Annotated in this window: 14 protein-coding genes; 12 read left to right on the top strand and 2 right to left on the bottom strand. The window is 43.0% G+C overall.

Annotation, left to right across the window (positions count from 1 at the left end):
- Positions 1–17 precede the first annotated feature (17 nt).
- The 5 genes from ACTNCK_RS08590 to ACTNCK_RS08570 are packed head-to-tail and all read left to right on the top strand — an operon-like array spanning position 18 to position 9,237.
- Complete coding sequence (locus ACTNCK_RS08590) at positions 18–1,043, top strand: glycoside hydrolase family 130 protein (RefSeq protein WP_441082102.1); 1,026 nt, start codon at positions 18–20, stop codon at positions 1,041–1,043.
- An 18-nt stretch (positions 1,044–1,061) separates the two neighbouring features.
- Complete coding sequence (locus ACTNCK_RS08585) at positions 1,062–3,299, top strand: alpha-galactosidase (protein WP_441082101.1); 2,238 nt, start codon at positions 1,062–1,064, stop codon at positions 3,297–3,299.
- 12 nt (positions 3,300–3,311) lie between these two features.
- Positions 3,312–5,405 carry a type I phosphomannose isomerase catalytic subunit gene (locus tag ACTNCK_RS08580; protein WP_441082099.1) on the top strand — a complete coding sequence of 698 codons (2,094 nt, stop codon included), beginning with the start codon at positions 3,312–3,314 and terminating at the stop codon, positions 5,403–5,405.
- Between the two features lie 23 nt (positions 5,406–5,428).
- The gene (locus tag ACTNCK_RS08575) at positions 5,429–8,164 is read left to right on the top strand and encodes a glycosyl hydrolase (protein ID WP_441082098.1); all 2,736 of its coding nucleotides are present in this window, start codon (positions 5,429–5,431) and stop codon (positions 8,162–8,164) included.
- Positions 8,161–9,237 carry an electron transporter RnfD gene (locus ACTNCK_RS08570; protein WP_441082097.1) on the top strand — a complete coding sequence of 359 codons (1,077 nt, stop codon included), beginning with the start codon at positions 8,161–8,163 and terminating at the stop codon, positions 9,235–9,237. Before ACTNCK_RS08575 ends, ACTNCK_RS08570 begins: the two co-directional genes overlap by 4 nt.
- Before the next feature lie 35 nt (positions 9,238–9,272).
- On the opposite strand, the gene ACTNCK_RS08565 is transcribed toward ACTNCK_RS08570, so the two are convergent.
- The gene (locus ACTNCK_RS08565) at positions 9,273–9,614 is read right to left on the bottom strand and encodes a hypothetical protein (protein ID WP_441082096.1); all 342 of its coding nucleotides are present in this window, start codon (positions 9,612–9,614) and stop codon (positions 9,273–9,275) included.
- A gap of 206 nt (positions 9,615–9,820) precedes the next feature.
- On the opposite strand from ACTNCK_RS08565, the gene ACTNCK_RS08560 reads away from it, so the two are divergent.
- The 7 genes from ACTNCK_RS08560 to ACTNCK_RS08530 all read left to right on the top strand — a co-directional run bounded on the left by ACTNCK_RS08560 (position 9,821) and on the right by ACTNCK_RS08530 (position 15,375).
- Positions 9,821–11,176: an MATE family efflux transporter gene (locus ACTNCK_RS08560; protein WP_441082095.1), complete on the top strand. Its 1,356-nt coding sequence runs from the start codon at positions 9,821–9,823 to the stop codon at positions 11,174–11,176.
- 69 nt (positions 11,177–11,245) lie between these two features.
- On the top strand, positions 11,246–12,484 hold the full coding sequence (locus tag ACTNCK_RS08555) for an O-acetylhomoserine aminocarboxypropyltransferase/cysteine synthase family protein (RefSeq protein WP_441082094.1): 1,239 nt from the start codon (positions 11,246–11,248) through the stop codon (positions 12,482–12,484).
- Between the two features lie 123 nt (positions 12,485–12,607).
- On the top strand, positions 12,608–13,480 hold the full coding sequence (locus ACTNCK_RS08550) for a 4Fe-4S binding protein (RefSeq protein WP_441082093.1): 873 nt from the start codon (positions 12,608–12,610) through the stop codon (positions 13,478–13,480).
- A gap of 4 nt (positions 13,481–13,484) precedes the next feature.
- Positions 13,485–13,730: a sulfurtransferase TusA family protein gene (locus tag ACTNCK_RS08545; protein ID WP_441082092.1), complete on the top strand. Its 246-nt coding sequence runs from the start codon at positions 13,485–13,487 to the stop codon at positions 13,728–13,730.
- A 55-nt stretch (positions 13,731–13,785) separates the two neighbouring features.
- On the top strand, positions 13,786–13,992 hold the full coding sequence (gene thiS / locus ACTNCK_RS08540) for a sulfur carrier protein ThiS (RefSeq protein WP_441082091.1): 207 nt from the start codon (positions 13,786–13,788) through the stop codon (positions 13,990–13,992).
- Entirely contained in the window at positions 13,992–14,813 is an 822-nt protein-coding gene (locus ACTNCK_RS08535) for a HesA/MoeB/ThiF family protein (RefSeq protein ID WP_441082090.1), read from the top strand. The genes thiS and ACTNCK_RS08535 overlap by 1 nt, the downstream gene beginning before the upstream one ends.
- 91 nt (positions 14,814–14,904) lie before the next feature.
- Entirely contained in the window at positions 14,905–15,375 is a 471-nt protein-coding gene (locus tag ACTNCK_RS08530; protein WP_441082089.1) for a M67 family metallopeptidase, read from the top strand.
- A 25-nt stretch (positions 15,376–15,400) separates the two neighbouring features.
- Here the strand turns inward: ACTNCK_RS08530 and ACTNCK_RS08525 are convergent, their stop codons facing one another.
- Entirely contained in the window at positions 15,401–16,438 is a 1,038-nt protein-coding gene (locus ACTNCK_RS08525; protein ID WP_441082088.1) for a protein kinase domain-containing protein, read from the bottom strand.
- Positions 16,439–16,452 lie beyond the last annotated feature (14 nt).

Genomic DNA, 16,452 nt, shown 5'->3' with positions numbered 1-16,452 from the left:
TTTACAAGGAGAAAACAATGGGAAAATATAAGATTTTAAACAGCCCTGCTGTTCCTGATATGCCATGGCAGGACGGACCGTCTGATTTTACAGGCGCACCTGTATGGAGATACAGTGACAATCCGATAATTGGCAGGAATCCTCTTCCTGGTGTTGCAAGAATCTTCAATAGTGCTGTTATGCCATACAATGGAGATTTTATAGGAGTATTCAGAGGTGAGCAGACCAATGGAATTCCTTATATCTATCTCGGACATAGTAAGGATGCCATTCATTGGACATTCGATAAGGAAAAGATCCATTTCGTAGATGAGAATGGAAATGACTTCATGCCGGTATATGCATATGATCCAAGACTTGTAAAGGTTGAGGATACATATTATATAATCTGGTGTGGTGATTTCTATGGCGCAGCGATCGGTATAGCAAGGACAACCGATTTCAAGACATTTGTCCGTATGGAAAACCCATTCCTTCCTTTCAACAGAAATGCAGTACTTTTCCCTAGGAAGATAAATGGTAACTTCGTTCTTTTTTCTCGTCCTTCTGACAGTGGACATACTCCATTTGGTGATGTATTCATCTCAGAAAGTCCTGATCTGACATATTGGGGAAAGCATCGTCATGTTATGAGTAAGGGCCAGGAATGGTGGGAAAGCTTAAAGATCGGTGGCGGAGCTGCTCCTATTGAGACATCAGAGGGATGGCTTCTGTTTTATCACGGGGTAAGCGGAACCTGTAATGGATATGTTTATTCGATTGGTGGGGCTATATTAGACATCGATGAGCCGTCAAAGGTCAAGTATCGTTGTGAAACCTATCTTCTTACACCTGAAGAGTGGTATGAGGAAAGAGGCTTTGTACCTAACGTATGTTTCCCTTGTGCAACCATCCACGATAGTAAGACAGGAAGGATAGCTATATACTATGGAGCCGCTGACAGCTATGTAGGACTTGCTTTTACTACTCTCGATCAGATAGTTGATTACATAAAGGAGCATAGCGTAACAAACGGAACTGATACTGAACTTGGCAAGAGATAAGATAAAGATTTTTAAGCAATGATCAGATACGAAAATGGGAGCTTCCTGCTCTCCACACCAAATACTTCATATGTTATGCAGGTGAACCGGGATGGATATCTCGGGCACCTGTATTATGGCAAACGGTTAGACAGACCTTTAGTGCAGGACTTCCTGAGATCGGAAGAGATACCTTCTCCATCTGTTAAACCAGGGGAAAAGGTATCTTTTCTTGATAATTTCCCCTTTGAATATCCGGCTTCCGGAGTAGGGGATTTCAGGGAAAATTGCCTTGAGATTTCTGATTCAGAACAGGTCTTTGGCTTCGAACCATTATATAAAGGCTATATTATCAAAAAGGGTAAACCAGCCCTTAAGGATCTGCCCGCATCCTTCGGTCATGACTGTGAAACACTTATTATTACACTAGAAGATAATGTAAGAGGTGTTGAACTTGATCTTGGATACTGTGTTTTTAATGACTGTGATATGATCACGCGATGGAATGTAGTAAAGAACCTTTCAGAAAAAGACATATATCTTGAAAAAGCTCTTACACTATGTATGGATATGGAGCTTGAAGGCTTTTCGGTCATTCGTGAAACTGGTGTCTGGGCCAGAGAGCATCAGGCGTTTTTTACTCAGATCCAGCCCGGTGTGGTCGCTACAGAATCTTCAAGAGGGGAAAGCGGACATGAGGCTGCGCCTTTTATCGGACTTGTTTCTTCAAATGCAACTAATGAGACCGGTGAGGCATACGGATTCTCCTTTGTATGGTCAGGAAGCTTTTTAGGAAAGGTCTGGACAAATTCATTTGGTCTTTCAAGGCTTGTTATGGGAGTAAATCCAAATAATTTCCGCTGGAAGCTTAAAGCAGGCGATGAATTCACCATGCCAGAGGTCATTATGACTTATTCATCTGAAGGCCTTGGAAAAATGTCCAGAAATTTTCATGACTTTATCAGAGAGCATATTATAAGAAGCGTCTGGAAGGACAGGCAAAGGCCTGTATTAGTAAACAACTGGGAAGCCACCTATCTGGATTTCGATGATAAAAAGCTTATAGAGATCCTACGTACTGCATCTAAGGCCGGTCTTGATATGCTTGTCATTGATGATGGATGGTTCAGGGAATCAAAGGTGGAACCTGAAGGCGGTCTCGGTGACTGGGTACCTGTGAAATCCAAATTTCCTGATGGCTTCACACCTGTAGTTGAGGAAGCCAAAAAACTCAATATAAAGCTTGGTCTATGGTTTGAACCGGAGATGATCTCTATAGATTCAGATCTTTATAGGGCTCATCCTGAATATGCACTTTCTTTTCCAGGTCGTGTTCCAGCCCTGTGCAGAAATCAGCTTATGCTTGACTTCTCAAATCCAGATGTACTGGATACGATCTATGAAAAGATTGCTACTCAGATCAGAGAAAGTCATTTTTCCTATATTAAATGGGATATGAACCGTCCTATCTGTGACGCATATTCAAGATATCTGCCAGCAGATCAGCAGGGCGAGATATTTTTTCGCCATGTGCTTGGCGTTTATAAGATCCAGGAAAAGCTGTTGATGGAGTTTCCTGAGCTTCTGATAGAGAATTGCTCATCAGGTGGAGCTAGGTTTGACTGTGGTATGCTTTATTATTCTCCACAGATCTGGACGTCAGATGATATGGATCCGGTAGAGAGACTTTCTATATGTGAGGGTACGGAGCTTATATATCCTGTTTCTACAATGGGAGCTCATGTATGCAAAAATCAGAATGATATTTCAGGTCGTCTTGTTTCATTTGATACAAGAGGACTTATGGCTATTGCAGGTACATTCGGATATGAGCTGGATATCTCTAAGCTTTCAGAAGAGGATCTGAAAAAGATGCCGGCTCAGATCAGGCTCAGAAGAGAGCTTGATAAACTGATAAACCGGGGCGAATATTACAGGCTATCAAGCTTTGACAGGAGAGGATACAGGATCCCTGGCTCAATTGCAAAAAGCTATGACTGTATGGAGATAGTAAGCCGCGATGGAAGCGAGGCGGCAGTATGGTATATGAAGCCTTTGTATGAGCCTGATTCCAGAGGAAGCCGTATCAAGCTGAAGGGTCTTGTTTGTTCGGCTGATTATGACGTTACCGTTATAACAGATGCTGACTCGTATTTTAATCCGGATACTGCTTTGCTAAACAAAAGAGCGATCAGCGGAGAAGAGCTTATGAATGCAGGACTTTGTCTTCCTGTGATTCATGGAGATTACACAGGAGTACTGATCCTTATAAGATAAAGGAGTCGTAGAATGGATATAAACTGGGATGATGCGATCATCTGCAAGGGGAACAATTACAGGATAAAAAAGCTTCTCGAAAAAGAACAGATTAATCTGATCGGCTTCGGCGGGTCCATAACCCAGGGCTCACTGGCAAGCTGCGTAGAGAATAGCTATAGCTATCTCGTTTATAACTGGCTGAAGAAAAGATTTCCGGATAAACTATTAAATTATTTTAACTGTGGTGTGGGAGGAACAGGATCCCTATATGGTACCTTCAGGATAAACCGAGATGTAGCTGCATGTGATCCTGATCTGGTACTCATAGATTTTTCAGTAAATGATACTGCCAATTCTGAATCTCTAGATACATTTGAGGGCACTATCAGACAGCTTCTCTCTCTCCCTTCAAGGCCAGCTCTGATCATACTTGGAAATGTATTTTACGACAGGGGTGAAAGTGCCCAGGTAATCCATTCAATGATAGCAAGACATTATGATCTACCGATGATATCTATGGATACCACACTCTATCGCCTTGTTCTTGAAGGGAAAATCGATAGAAGAAGCTTTACTCCTGACGATCTGCATCCTGATGACAGGGGGCATGGACTACTGGCACAGTCCATCGAACATTTCCTTGAGATGACGTTTGAATCAACAAGTCTCGATCGTGATCTGCCTATACCTGAACCGTTTTCATCAGATGTATATTCATATGTAAACTCAGTTGATGTAAGGCTCAACGGTTTTGCCCGCCATATGTCCAGAAGAAAAACAGTGCAGGACAGATTTGTAGAAGGATATGAAGGGTATAATAAGGGAGACTCTCTTATATTCTCCGGATATGGCACCTCGATTTCTTTAATGTATCGTCAGGTTATTTCGGCAACAGACATGAGTCCCAACGCTACTGCTTATGTAGATGGCGTAAAGGTAGCAGAGCTTACCGGGTCATTTGATGAGACCTGGGGAGAGAATATGAAGACAGCTGTTGTTGCATCCGGACTTCCATTTGGAAAACACGAACTGGTTGTTACCGTGACACAGACACATGATGATGACACAAAACCGTTTTATTTTAATGGTGCTGGTTTCGCAGGTAAAAAACCGGATATCATCTTTCTTGATCCTGTTTGTACTCATAATGTATGGGGAGGCACCCGTATCAGGACCGATTTCGGCTACGATGTAAACGGTGATGATATAGGAGAATGCTGGGGTGTTTCTGCCCATCCTAATGGAGATGGAACAGTTAGAAATGGTGAGTTTGCCGGAAAAAAGCTCTCAGAGGTTTATTATGAGCATCCAGAGCTTTTCTTTTCTGATAAAAAAAGGGACTTTGGCTACAGTGGTAGCTGTGCCTTCTACGAGGATGGGCACGCGCCCGAGGATGAAAAAGACATCTTCCCGCTTCTTATCAAAATAATAGATGCTAAGACTGATCTTTCGATTCAGGTGCATCCCGATGATCAGTATGCCGCCATTCATGAGAACGGATCCTTAGGTAAAAAAGAATGCTGGTATGTGCTCGATACCCCTGAGGGTGGCGGTGAGCTTGTAATAGGGCATAACGCAAAAACTCACGAAGATCTTGTACAAATGGTTTCAGATGGAAAATGGGATCAGCTGATACGCAAGGTCCCTGTTCATAAGGGTGATTTCATCCAGATAGATCCTGGAACAGTGCATGCTATAAAAGGCGGAATGCTGATCTTAGAAACTCAGCAGAATTCTGATATTACCTACCGTGTGTATGATTATGACAGACTGTATCACGGTAATAAGAGAGAGCTTCATGTGAAGCAGTCACTTGATGTTATAAAGGTTCCGGCTGCTTCTTTAGATAATTGTGTGATTCGACATGATCAGATCGAGAGTGAATCGAAAGAGAATGAGCTTCAGGAAATTTATAGGTGTGATAAGTATACTGTGATGAAACTCAGTGTAGATGGAAAAGCTGACATTATGGTATCAGATAGATTTTATACAGCATCTGTCATAAGCGGAAGTGGAACTATCGATGGAAGGAAGATCAAAAAGGGTGATTTCTTTATCCTGCCGGCCGGTTATGGGAAATCAAAGTGTGAGGGAACAATGGATATACTTTTTAGTAAAGTATAGGATATTTAAGGAGGTTTATTTAAATGAAGAGAGAAATGGTAACTATGCTTCTGGCTGGGGCGATGGTCCTTGGCTCGGTACAATGCCTGCCCGTTACAGTCAGCGCTAAAGAGACTACCTTAGCCAGCTTCGATTTCAATAAGGGGATTGATGGATGGTACTATGGAAAAGGATGGGAATATCAGTACGACAGTGGTTCTTCAACCACTGTCGATGCCGATTGTGGTGCACTCCGTATGAATGTAGATTTTTCCAAAAACAGCGATAGTGACTGGTCACAGACTACTGCAGTATATGAAACCAAAAATCCGATGAACCTTACAGGCGCAACGAAGGCCTCTCTTGATCTGATCTATGATGCCAGACAGATGACAGGCGGAAATCTCGGAGTAAAGCTCTATACTGACGAGGGCCTTAGTGCGACGGCAACGGCCGATCTTACAAAGGCTGAGACTGTCTCTGGTGACAAAAAGAAGGTTCATCTTGCATTCAGCTTTGATGCCCTTGATGGCAAGTCTAAGGCAGTTAAAAAATTCGCCATTCAGCTGGTCGGCATAAAAACTGCTTATAAGGGATCTGTATGGATCGACAATGTCACTATCATCTCAGACTCATCCGCAGATAAAGATGTCGTTTCCACCAAAAAGATAAAAAAGCAGAAGGCGGTTGATCTAAATTCCCTTAAGCTGCCAGTAACGATAAAAACAGTGGATCCTAAGGCAACTAATGACGTAAAAAACACCTATGCATATCTTCAGGCGATTGGAAGATCACAAAAGATGATATTCGGTCATCAGAATGAATACTGGGATAAGGCGGGCTCTTCAAAGCTTTCAAGCTCTGATACAAAGGACGTGACAGGTTCATACGCCGGAGTAATGGGTATAGACGGATTATCACTTGTAGGTGATGAATACAGCGCCGCAAAGTGGAACAAAACACACAAGGCAAAGATCAGGGAAGATCAGGCTGGTAATGTCAAGGCTGCAGCTGCGATCTCAAATGAAGCAATTAAAAATGGCTCGATCGTCACCTTATCTGCCCATATGCCAAACTTCGGGATCGTAAAGAAAAAGGGAAACTCCTATGATTACAGCGGATACACCCCTAATAATATGGAGAAAGATCCGGCAAACAATATCCTCCCAGGTGGCAAATACAACAAGCAGTTCAGAGGCTATCTGGATCTTATTGCATCATATGCCAAACAGGTAAACGGGACTGTACTTTTCCGTCCTTTTCACGAAAACACCGGAAGCTGGTTCTGGTGGGGTGCTGCATACTGTGACAGAGAGACCTATAAGAATATTTACAGATACACAGTCACATATCTGACAAAGACTAAGGATGTCCATAATATGCTCTTTGTTTACTCACCAGGTAGCGAGCCAGGAAGTGTAGAGGAGTTCGAGGAGAGATATCCAGGAGACGCCTATGTAGATATGGTCGGCTTCGATATGTATGACAGGACTCATGATGATGCCTTTATCGCGAATTTTCGTAAGCAGGTTAAGATCACTGATGATTTTGCAAAAAAGCATGGCAAACTATTTGCTGTAACAGAGACCGGAGTAGCTAATGACGCTGAAGCAGGCGATTCTCAGACAGCTTTGCTAAAGAAGGGCAATGAGAAGGACTGGTACAATAAGATACTGAATGCTGCCAAGGATTCAAGTGCAAGCTATTTCCTGCTTTGGGCAGACTTTTCAAAAACAAACGGTTTTTATATACCATATGTCGATAAGGTAAATAAAAACGGCACGCTAAAGGGTCATGAGCTTCTTGATGACTTTATCAGCTTCTATAATTCTGCTGACTCTGTTTTTGCCTCAGATCAGAAGAGTGCACTGAAAAAATTATCATCTAACGCAAAGATAAAGGCTGCTGTCAGCGGAAGCACAGGATTTATCACTGCACCCTTGTCCGGTAACAGGATCCTTGGGAAGACCACACTTGCAGCACTTGTGCCATCTCTTAAGAAGACTGATAAGGTAACATTTGTTGTAAAAAGCGGTGAAAAGAGCACGACACTTAAGGCCAGAAAAGACGGCAATACCTACTCTGCAGTACTCTCGGTCGATCAGCTTAAAAAACTCGATGCCGGAATCGGTACCATTTCACTTATGACAGGTAAGAAGATCCAGCAGTCCATTGAGGTTATTCTTAACATTCCGGCTCCGGTTGAAAATCCGCTGTCAGTAGATGGCTTCGAGGACTACTTAGGCTATGACGCAAGACTTACCAATGCCTGGACTACGAATAAGGACAGTGGATGCAATATCAAGCTCTCACTGGTAAAGGATGCCTTTGACGGATATTCCATGAAGATGGATTACGACGAGACTGCCAAAGGCTGGGCAGGTGCTACTATCAATAAGATCGCCGACTGGTCCTCGTGCGACAGCCTGAGCTTTGACATAGCTCCTGATGGAAAGAACCAGAAAACTGTTGTCCAGGTCACTGCAGGAGGCAATGTATATGAAGCATATCTCAATACCTATACCGATTATGCTTCAGCCGGAACTGATAAGCTCCATATCGTGATCCCATTCAGTGACTTTGTAGCTCGCGATGTATCAGGAAATCCTAAGGGAGGATTAGTGAAGGATTCTTCTAAGATCTCTTCAGTAGGACTCTGGGTCAACGCTATAGGTGATTCCTCTGCGGTCAAGGACGGTAAGGTATCAGGCTCACTTATATATGATAATATTATGGCTGAAAAAACAAACGCTAAAGCAGCGGTTTTTACTAAGAAATGATGAAGATTAATTGGAATGACAGCCGCATCCACTATTGCGGCAGAATGGAAAAAGATCCTGAATGCGATGGGATCAGATGGGCGTTTGCTGCTTCAAGCGCCTATCTGCGTTTCAGAGGTAGTGAGATCTCCATCAGGATTTCTGCAAAAAGTGAATGGTGGAATACATATCTTGGAGTAATAATAGATGGGGTTCAGAGCAGGATAAAAATATCTGTGGATGAAGCATCAGCAGATGAATATATTTTAGCCAGAGATCTTGATCCAGATATGATCCATGAGCTTTTAGTTTTCAAGCGAATGGATACAGCAAATCTTATAACCATTAAAGGATTTGAACTTAATGACGATTCGCAGGTTCTTGATGCCAATACTTCTAATACCCTGCTAGCAAAAGAGCTGGGTATAGGATCCGGAAAAAAGATAGAATTTTTCGGAGATTCAGTTAGCTGCGGAGAGGTCTCTGAAGCAGTACTGTATACAGGCAAGGAGGATCCTGTACATAACGGGGAATACTCTAATAGCTGGTATTCCTATGCCTGGTATACCGCCAGAAAGCTTCATGCACAGATCCATGATACCTCTCAGGGCGGAATAGCTCTGCTCAACAATACAGGATGGTATCATGAGCCGAATTATGATGGTATGGAGTCGTTCTACGATAAATGCCAGCCAAATAAAAATCTGGCTGCTCTTACCAGCTGGGATTTTACCAGCTGGACTCCTCAGGCAGTAGTAGTAGCAATCGGTCAGAATGATTCTCATCCGGATGACTATATGAGGGCAGATTACAACTGCAAAAAAGCAGTAAAATGGAGAAGCGCATATGCAGACTTCCTGAAGAAGCTGCTTAATATATATAAGGAAACTCAGATAATCTGTGCAACAACAATATTAAACCACGATCCCTCCTGGGATAAGGCTATTGATGATGCGATAGAGACAGTCTGCTCAGACAGACTCCATCATTTCCTTTACAGTAAGAATGGTTGTGGGACACCCGGACATATAAGGATCTCTGAGGCTGACGAAATGTCTGATGAGCTATCTGCATATATTGACAGGATTATATAAAAATAAGAGCCTGACAGAGTCAGGCTCTTATTTCCTTATCTTTCAAATCTGAAATAGACGATCAGGGAATCATCAGCGCGGTGTATCCATACAGCTGTATCCTCATCCGGGTTATCTGCGACCAGCTTTGTTATCGCATAACGGCCATATTCATGGCCCTCTCTTGAAGCCTTGCCGTGAGATGTGGCGTCGCCATAGTCCCCTTTCTGAAAGCGGGCGACTGCATCTACAACCTTCTGCATATCATCCTCGCCATTCATAAATTCTTCTCTGATCCCTCTTGAAATGTAAACATGATCTCCGTTTACATTTTCATAAGGTACCGTACCATACCCCTTTTTCTTAACATCGTCCATAAGCTCTTTCATCTTAGTCATAAAATTCCCTCGCATTTCTATAAACCCAGAGCTTTTATTGCCCTTTAACTTATCTACATCTACATTTTATCACAATCCAGCCATTATGGTAGGACTTTTTAGCAGATTTATCGAAAATTTTGTCAGATATTCTCATTGACATTATTTCTTGATTTGATATAATTTATAAGTTACGTTCAAAGTTAATTATTTTTGAAGGAGGTCCTATGCAGGAAAACAAAATGGGCACTATGCCGATAAAAAAGCTGATCATCAACATGTCTGTGCCAATGATGATCTCCATGATGGTTCAGGCACTCTATAATGTTGTTGATTCCGTCTTTGTAGCCAAGCTATCACAGGATGCTTTTACTGCTGTCACGATCTCCTTTCCACTTCAAAATCTGATGATATCTGTAGGTGCAGGCACCGGAGTCGGCGTAAATGCAATGCTTTCAAGAGCACTAGGAGAGAAGAACTATCACAGGTCTGATAAAGCAGCGAATACAGCAATACTCCTTGCTCTATTTAGTACAATCATCTTTCTTATTCTAGGCCTTACAGTAACGGAGCCTTTTATCAATAGCCAGACCAGGAATCCGGAAATAAGGCAGCTTGGATATGCATATCTGGGAATAGTAATGACACTAGGTATAGGAGTTTTCATGCAGATCATACTGGAGAGACTTCTGCAATCTACTGGACGTACAATGCTGTCAATGACGTCCCAGATAACCGGTGCAGTAATAAATATAATCTTTGATCCACTTCTGATCTTCGGGATCGGGCCCTTCCCGATGTTAGGAGTTGCCGGTGCAGCATACGCCACGATAATGGGGCAGTGCATTGCTGCTTGTCTGGGTATTTTCCTTAATCTTCATTTTAACAAAGAGCTGCATTTTTCCTTTAAGGAAATATTCCATCCGAATTTCAAGATAATAGGCAGAATCTATGCGGTTGGTGTACCATCTATACTTATGATGGCCATTGGTTCCGTAATGACCTACTGCATGAATCTGATCCTGAAGACTTTCTCTACGACCGCCATAGCAGTCTTCGGGGCATATTTCAAGCTGCAGTCCTTCTTCTTTATGCCAGTATTCGGGCTTAATAATGGTCTGATTCCAATCCTGGCATATAACCTCGGTGCCAGAAAGAAATCCAGAATCGATCAGGCACTTAAGTTTGCTCTGTTACTTGCAGTATGTATCATGTTATGCGGAACAACGGTTTTTGAGCTCTTCCCAGGAGTTCTCCTCAAGTTGTTTTCTCCATCAAAGCAGCTTCTTCAGATGGGTATTCCAGCTCTTAGGACCATCGCTATACACTTCCCGATAGCGGCCTGCGGAATCGTTATGGGGTCAATCTTCCAGGCATTCTCAAGGAGTATATACTCCCTGCTCGTCTCTCTTGGCAGACAGCTTGTTATCCTGATACCTGCAGCATGGCTTTTGGCACAGACCGGAAATGTTAATAATGTCTGGTGGTGCTTCCTGATCGCAGAGTTTGTCTCATTTACACTGTCCCTGCTTTTCTTCAAAAAAGTATACAGACAAGAGGTTATTGTTCTTGATTCTCATTGACATATCCCTGGGTTTGTGTTAGAGTAAATACAACTTATAAACATAGTAACCCGATAGGAATATATGAGAATGGATTTTAACACAAAAGTCCTCCATGGCAGGTCAACAGGTAATTATGCATTTAAATCCACGCTCCCTCCAATTGCGCAGGTAACCGCCTTTGGTTACGGAAGCGCAGAGGAGCAGGAAAAGGTTTTCAATCATAAGGCATTCGGCTATGCGTACACAAGGATCGGAAACCCTACTATTTCCGCTTTCGAAAACAGAATAGCAGAGCTTGAGGGTGCTCCCTCAGCAGTAGCAACAGCCTCAGGAATGAGCGCTGTTACGCTCTCCTTGTTAAATGTCTTATCAAGTGGCGATGAGATAATCGCATCATCCGGCCTGTATGGAGGCACGCTTGATCTATTCAAGGATCTTGAAAAATTCGGGATCCATACCCATTTCACAAGGAAACTTACCCCCAAATATATTGAGCCATTTATTAACGATCATACTAGGATCATTTTTGGCGAGGTTATCTCTAATCCAGGGCTATTTATTCTGGATATCCCGGAGCTGGCAGAATTCGCCCATAGCAGAGGTTTACCGTTGATTGTAGATTCAACCATGGCAACTCCTTATCTGATAAATCCATTATCTCTTGGAGCTGATATAGTAGTGCACTCTTCGTCAAAATATATTAATGGTAGCGGCAATTCCATAAGTGGCATCATAGTAGATGGTTCAAGCTTCAACTGGGATCCGTCAAGATATCCTGCCATGAAAGACTTTGCAAAATACGGAAGTATGGCATATTCGATCCGTCTGCGGACAGATATCTGGGAAAACTTTGGCGCATGCCTCTCTCCATTTAATGCATATATGAATATTGTAGGCCTGGAAACCCTTGGTCTTAGAATGGAAAGAATCTGTTCAAATGCAAGGGAGCTGGCAAGGGGTTTATCCACTGTAAAGAGTATCTCTGATGTGAATCACCCAACTCTTGAAAGCTGTGAATCATACTATTTAGCCCAAAGAGACCTTGGCGGATTTGGAGGAGGCATACTTACATTCAGGGCCGGAAGCAGAAGCCGGGCATTCCATATTATGGATAAACTAAAGTACGCCACTATCGCAAGCAACATCGGAGATATAAGAACATTAGTCATCAACCCTGCATCCACTCTTTATATACACAGCACCAAGGAACAGATGGCCGATGCCGGTGTTTTTGATGATACTATCCGTGTCAGTGTTGGGATAGAGGATCCCAAGGACCTTCTTGAAGACTTTGTCCAGGCAATTGAGCTTACAGACAAGGAATAGCATTAAAGTACTTGACAAAGACTGAAAAAAAATTATAATTAATTTTGAAATAACTTAATTCCTATATGAAAGATAGGAATTAACCCGATTGTATTTCTGGATTGAAGATGTATGGAGGAACTTATGGCAGTTGATTATTCGGCACTCAAGGCTGGTGGCTTCATGAGGCAGAAGCAGAAGGATACTTTTTCACTTAGAGTAAAGATCGTTGGTGGCACTGTAACAACAGAACAGCTCGCCGCAGTCCAGGCTGTGGCTGATAAATACGGTCATGGATATGTTCATCTTACAGCAAGACAGGGCATAGAGATTCCTTTTATCAAGCTAAAGGATATCGATGCTGTAAAGGCTGATCTCGCAAAGGGCGGCGTGGTCCCGGGTGTATGCGGACCAAGAGTCAGGACAGTTACAGCCTGTCAGGGTGGCAGATGCTGTCCATCAGGATGTATCGATGCGCTTGATATAGCCGAAAAGCTTGACAAGAGATATTTTGGACGTGAACTGAACCATAAGTTTAAGTTCGGAGTGACAGGCTGCCGAAACAACTGCCTTAAATCAGAGGAAAATGATTTCGGGATCAAGGGAGGATATGAGGTAAGCTGGAAGGAAGAGCCGTGTATAGGATGCGGAGTTTGCGTTAAGGCCTGCCGCGAGGGAGCGATAACCCAGGACGAAAACGGTCGTATAAACGTAGATTATTCCAAATGCAACAACTGCGGTCGCTGTGTAAAAAGCTGTCCAGTAGATGCCTGGGATTATATTCCTGGATTTATCGTAACCTTTGGCGGGACCTTCGGAAACAATATGAAATTCGGCGAAGAGGCTGTTCCCTTCATCAGGGATGAGGACACTCTTTTCCGTGTTGCAGATGCTACAGTTGATTTTTTTGCAGAGAATGGACTTCCAAGCGAGAGATTTTTCAAGACGCTAGAACGTGTCGGCTGGGATAAATTCAAGGTTGTTGTAAATAACGCTTATAATGCGAAAGGAGAATGAACATATGGCAGATTTTGATATTGCAGATACAGTTGACATCACAGATGTGGTCTGCCCGGTAACCTTTGTTAAGGCAAAGGTGGCTATTGAGGAGCTTTCAGATGGTGAGATTCTTGATGTTCATATGAACGACGGAGAACCGGTTCAGAACGTTCCGCGCTCAATGAAGGAGGAAGGACATCAGATCCTAAAGCTCATTGACAATAATGACGGAACGTATGACCTGATAGTTAAAAAGGTTGGAGACTGACAAATAGCATAAAAGGGCCATTCATACACAAAGGCTAAACTCGGAGGTAAATGAATTGAAGATAAAGGTTGCAGGAGAAGAAAAAGAATACAAAGATGGAATAACTGTTTCTGAGCTTATTGATGCTGAAAAGATCGATAATCCTCTTTATGTAACTGTCACGATAAATGATGATTTCATAAATAGGGATGATTTTGAAAGCACAGCACTAAAGGAGGGAGACTCGGTTGAATTCCTATACTTCATGGGAGGAGGCAGGTAATGGCTTTTACTAACAAACAGCTTGAGAGATACTCAAGACACATAATCCTTAAAGAAATCGGTGTTAAGGGCCAGAAAAAGCTGTTAAATGGCAAAGTTCTGATCGTAGGGGCTGGTGGTCTCGGTGCCCCGGCTGCTATGTATCTTGCTGCGGCAGGAGTAGGAACGATCGGAATCATTGACGCCGATGTTGTAGATCTGTCAAATCTCCAGAGACAGATCATCCACACGACAGCCGATATCGGCAAGGAAAAAGTAGAGTCTGCAAAAGAGACTATGCAGGCCATCAATCCTGATGTCAAGGTCAATACTTACTACAAGTTCCTGGCATCAGATAATATCATGGATATCATCAAGGATTATGATTTCATCCTTGATGGAACAGACAATTTCCCTACGAAGTTCCTGATCAATGATGCGTGCGTAATGGCTAAAAAGCCTTTCTGTCACGCAGGAATCCTTCGTTTCAATGGTCAGCTGATGACCTATGTACCGGGCCAGGGTCCATGCTACAGATGCGTATTCAAGAACCCGCCACCAAAGGATGCTGTTCCTACCTGTAAGCAGGCCGGAGTAATCGGCGCAATGGCTGGTATCATCGGATGCCTACAGGCAATGGAAGCCATCAAGTATCTGACAGGCGCAGGAGAACTCCTCACCGGATATCTCCTCACATACGACGGTCTCAAGGGTGACTTCAGGAAGATCAGGCTTCCTAAGGATCCAGACTGTGCTGTATGCTCAGATCACCCTACGATCACTGAGCTCATCGACTATGAGCAGGTACAGTGTGACTGGGATCCGAAGAACCCGCTATCCTGAACAGAAGAAAAATGACAGGTGTCATACCATTGGTGTCTGACACCAATGGCGTGACACGTGTACAAATAACTCTGATGTGAAGGAGAGCTAAATGAGTTACATTATAACTATTAAAGAAAGTGATTACCAGAAAATTCTGGATCATGCAAGGAAGAACGCTCCGGAAGAGGCGTGTGGACTTATTGCTGGGACTGAAGCGGAAGAGCCTGATGCATACGATCAGGACGGCACTGGTGTGCATCCGGTGAAGCATATCGAAAAGGTCTATCTGCTTGAGAATATAGACCACAGTGAAGAACATTTTTCTCTGGATCCAAAAGACCAGTTTGCAGCGATCAAGGATATGCGTGCAAATGGACTGAAACCGCTTGGCAACTGGCATTCCCATCCGGCATCGCCATCCCGGCCGTCGGAGGAGGACAAGAGGCTGGCATACGATGAGCACGCCAGCTATCTGATTATGTCACTGCAGAACAAGAACCACCCGGTGCTGCAGTCATTTCACGTGTCTGACAAGCAGACAAAGGTGACAGTCGAAGAACTGATAGTAATAGACGATTAAAGAAGCCTGAGAGGAAGTCCTCTGTTTAGTAACCTGCAATATACAGCACTATGAGCATTACAACAATCCAGAATATGAAAATAAATACAGAGAACACCAGTGTTGTCAGAATCCTGGTAACTCTATTTTTGCTTCTTATCGGGATAAATCTTATGAAAACAGGTGTCCATCTTGTCCACAGATCTATTTCTGAAAATGCCATACAGGCGCAAATGATCTGATATATTATTCTTTCACTGTTTGTTATACCGTCTCCATTAAAATCGATGATTACGCCTGTTGTAACGAAATATACGAACGTGGCAATCAGCATATGAACGATATTGCCATTTCTGAACCCGGGTATATTTATATGAAAAGGCAGAATCAAACAGCCCTTCATGGCTCGTCTCAGCTCTTTTATGCTCTGGTATCTGTCTGACGGATCGAGACTGGTCGCTGTCTCTGCAATACGTATATATTGTCTGTTCTCAGGAAATAATTCTTTTATCAGCACTCCTATAGCATAGATATCCGTACGTTCATCCGATGCTCCGAAACCATACTGTTCCGGCGCAGCAGAGCCGTGTGTGCCCAGATAAACGGTGTCATGAGATTCTTCTTTGTGCTTTATCTTGGCGGCATCATAGTCTATGAGCTTCGAAATGCCGTCAGATGTGATCATTATATTTGATGGCTTGATATCACGATGGATGATGGGCGGAGTGGCAGAGTGCAGAAATTCTACGGCATCTAAGATGCCATTCAGGATTTCTTTTTTTTCTGAATCTGTCAGATGATAGGTGTCTTTCCGGCCAGAGGGCTTCTCTCCGGAAGTGGCTGTTTCCGGGGATTTTTTTACATGATCTTCTGACGCAAGAAGCTCATCCAGAGTACGTCCTTGTATGAATTTCTCGGTGACCACGAGTCTGCCGTTTTCCTCATGAAATTCCTTCACGTAAGGTATGTGCACATTCCTATGCTCATGAAGATACTGGTAAACATCGATATTGTATTCTGTTAAAACTTTCTGGATGTATATTTGTCTGTTTTCCCTGTCAATGATGATCTGTTCGCTTTCCATGAATGATATTATAG

It is taken from the genome of Candidatus Weimeria sp. HCP3S3_B5, assembly GCF_052064335.1.
Classification (GTDB): domain Bacteria; phylum Bacillota; class Clostridia; order Lachnospirales; family Lachnospiraceae; genus Weimeria.
This window is presented reverse-complemented; position numbering and strand designations above follow the sequence as displayed.

What these genes read in the sequence shown, in the direction of transcription:
- ACTNCK_RS08590 (WP_441082102.1), top strand. Translation starts at nt 18, where the DNA reads ATGGGAAAATATAAGATTTTAAACAGCCCTGCTGTTCCTGATATGCCA.
- ACTNCK_RS08585 (WP_441082101.1), top strand. Translation starts at nt 1,062, where the DNA reads ATGATCAGATACGAAAATGGGAGCTTCCTGCTCTCCACACCAAATACT.
- ACTNCK_RS08580 (WP_441082099.1), top strand. Translation starts at nt 3,312, where the DNA reads ATGGATATAAACTGGGATGATGCGATCATCTGCAAGGGGAACAATTAC.
- ACTNCK_RS08575 (WP_441082098.1), top strand. Translation starts at nt 5,429, where the DNA reads ATGAAGAGAGAAATGGTAACTATGCTTCTGGCTGGGGCGATGGTCCTT.
- ACTNCK_RS08570 (WP_441082097.1), top strand. Translation starts at nt 8,161, where the DNA reads ATGATGAAGATTAATTGGAATGACAGCCGCATCCACTATTGCGGCAGA.
- ACTNCK_RS08565 (WP_441082096.1), bottom strand. Translation starts at nt 9,614, where the DNA reads ATGACTAAGATGAAAGAGCTTATGGACGATGTTAAGAAAAAGGGGTAT.
- ACTNCK_RS08560 (WP_441082095.1), top strand. Translation starts at nt 9,821, where the DNA reads ATGCAGGAAAACAAAATGGGCACTATGCCGATAAAAAAGCTGATCATC.
- ACTNCK_RS08555 (WP_441082094.1), top strand. Translation starts at nt 11,246, where the DNA reads ATGGATTTTAACACAAAAGTCCTCCATGGCAGGTCAACAGGTAATTAT.
- ACTNCK_RS08550 (WP_441082093.1), top strand. Translation starts at nt 12,608, where the DNA reads ATGGCAGTTGATTATTCGGCACTCAAGGCTGGTGGCTTCATGAGGCAG.
- ACTNCK_RS08545 (WP_441082092.1), top strand. Translation starts at nt 13,485, where the DNA reads ATGGCAGATTTTGATATTGCAGATACAGTTGACATCACAGATGTGGTC.
- ACTNCK_RS08535 (WP_441082090.1), top strand. Translation starts at nt 13,992, where the DNA reads ATGGCTTTTACTAACAAACAGCTTGAGAGATACTCAAGACACATAATC.
- ACTNCK_RS08530 (WP_441082089.1), top strand. Translation starts at nt 14,905, where the DNA reads ATGAGTTACATTATAACTATTAAAGAAAGTGATTACCAGAAAATTCTG.
- ACTNCK_RS08525 (WP_441082088.1), bottom strand. Translation starts at nt 16,438, where the DNA reads ATGGAAAGCGAACAGATCATCATTGACAGGGAAAACAGACAAATATAC.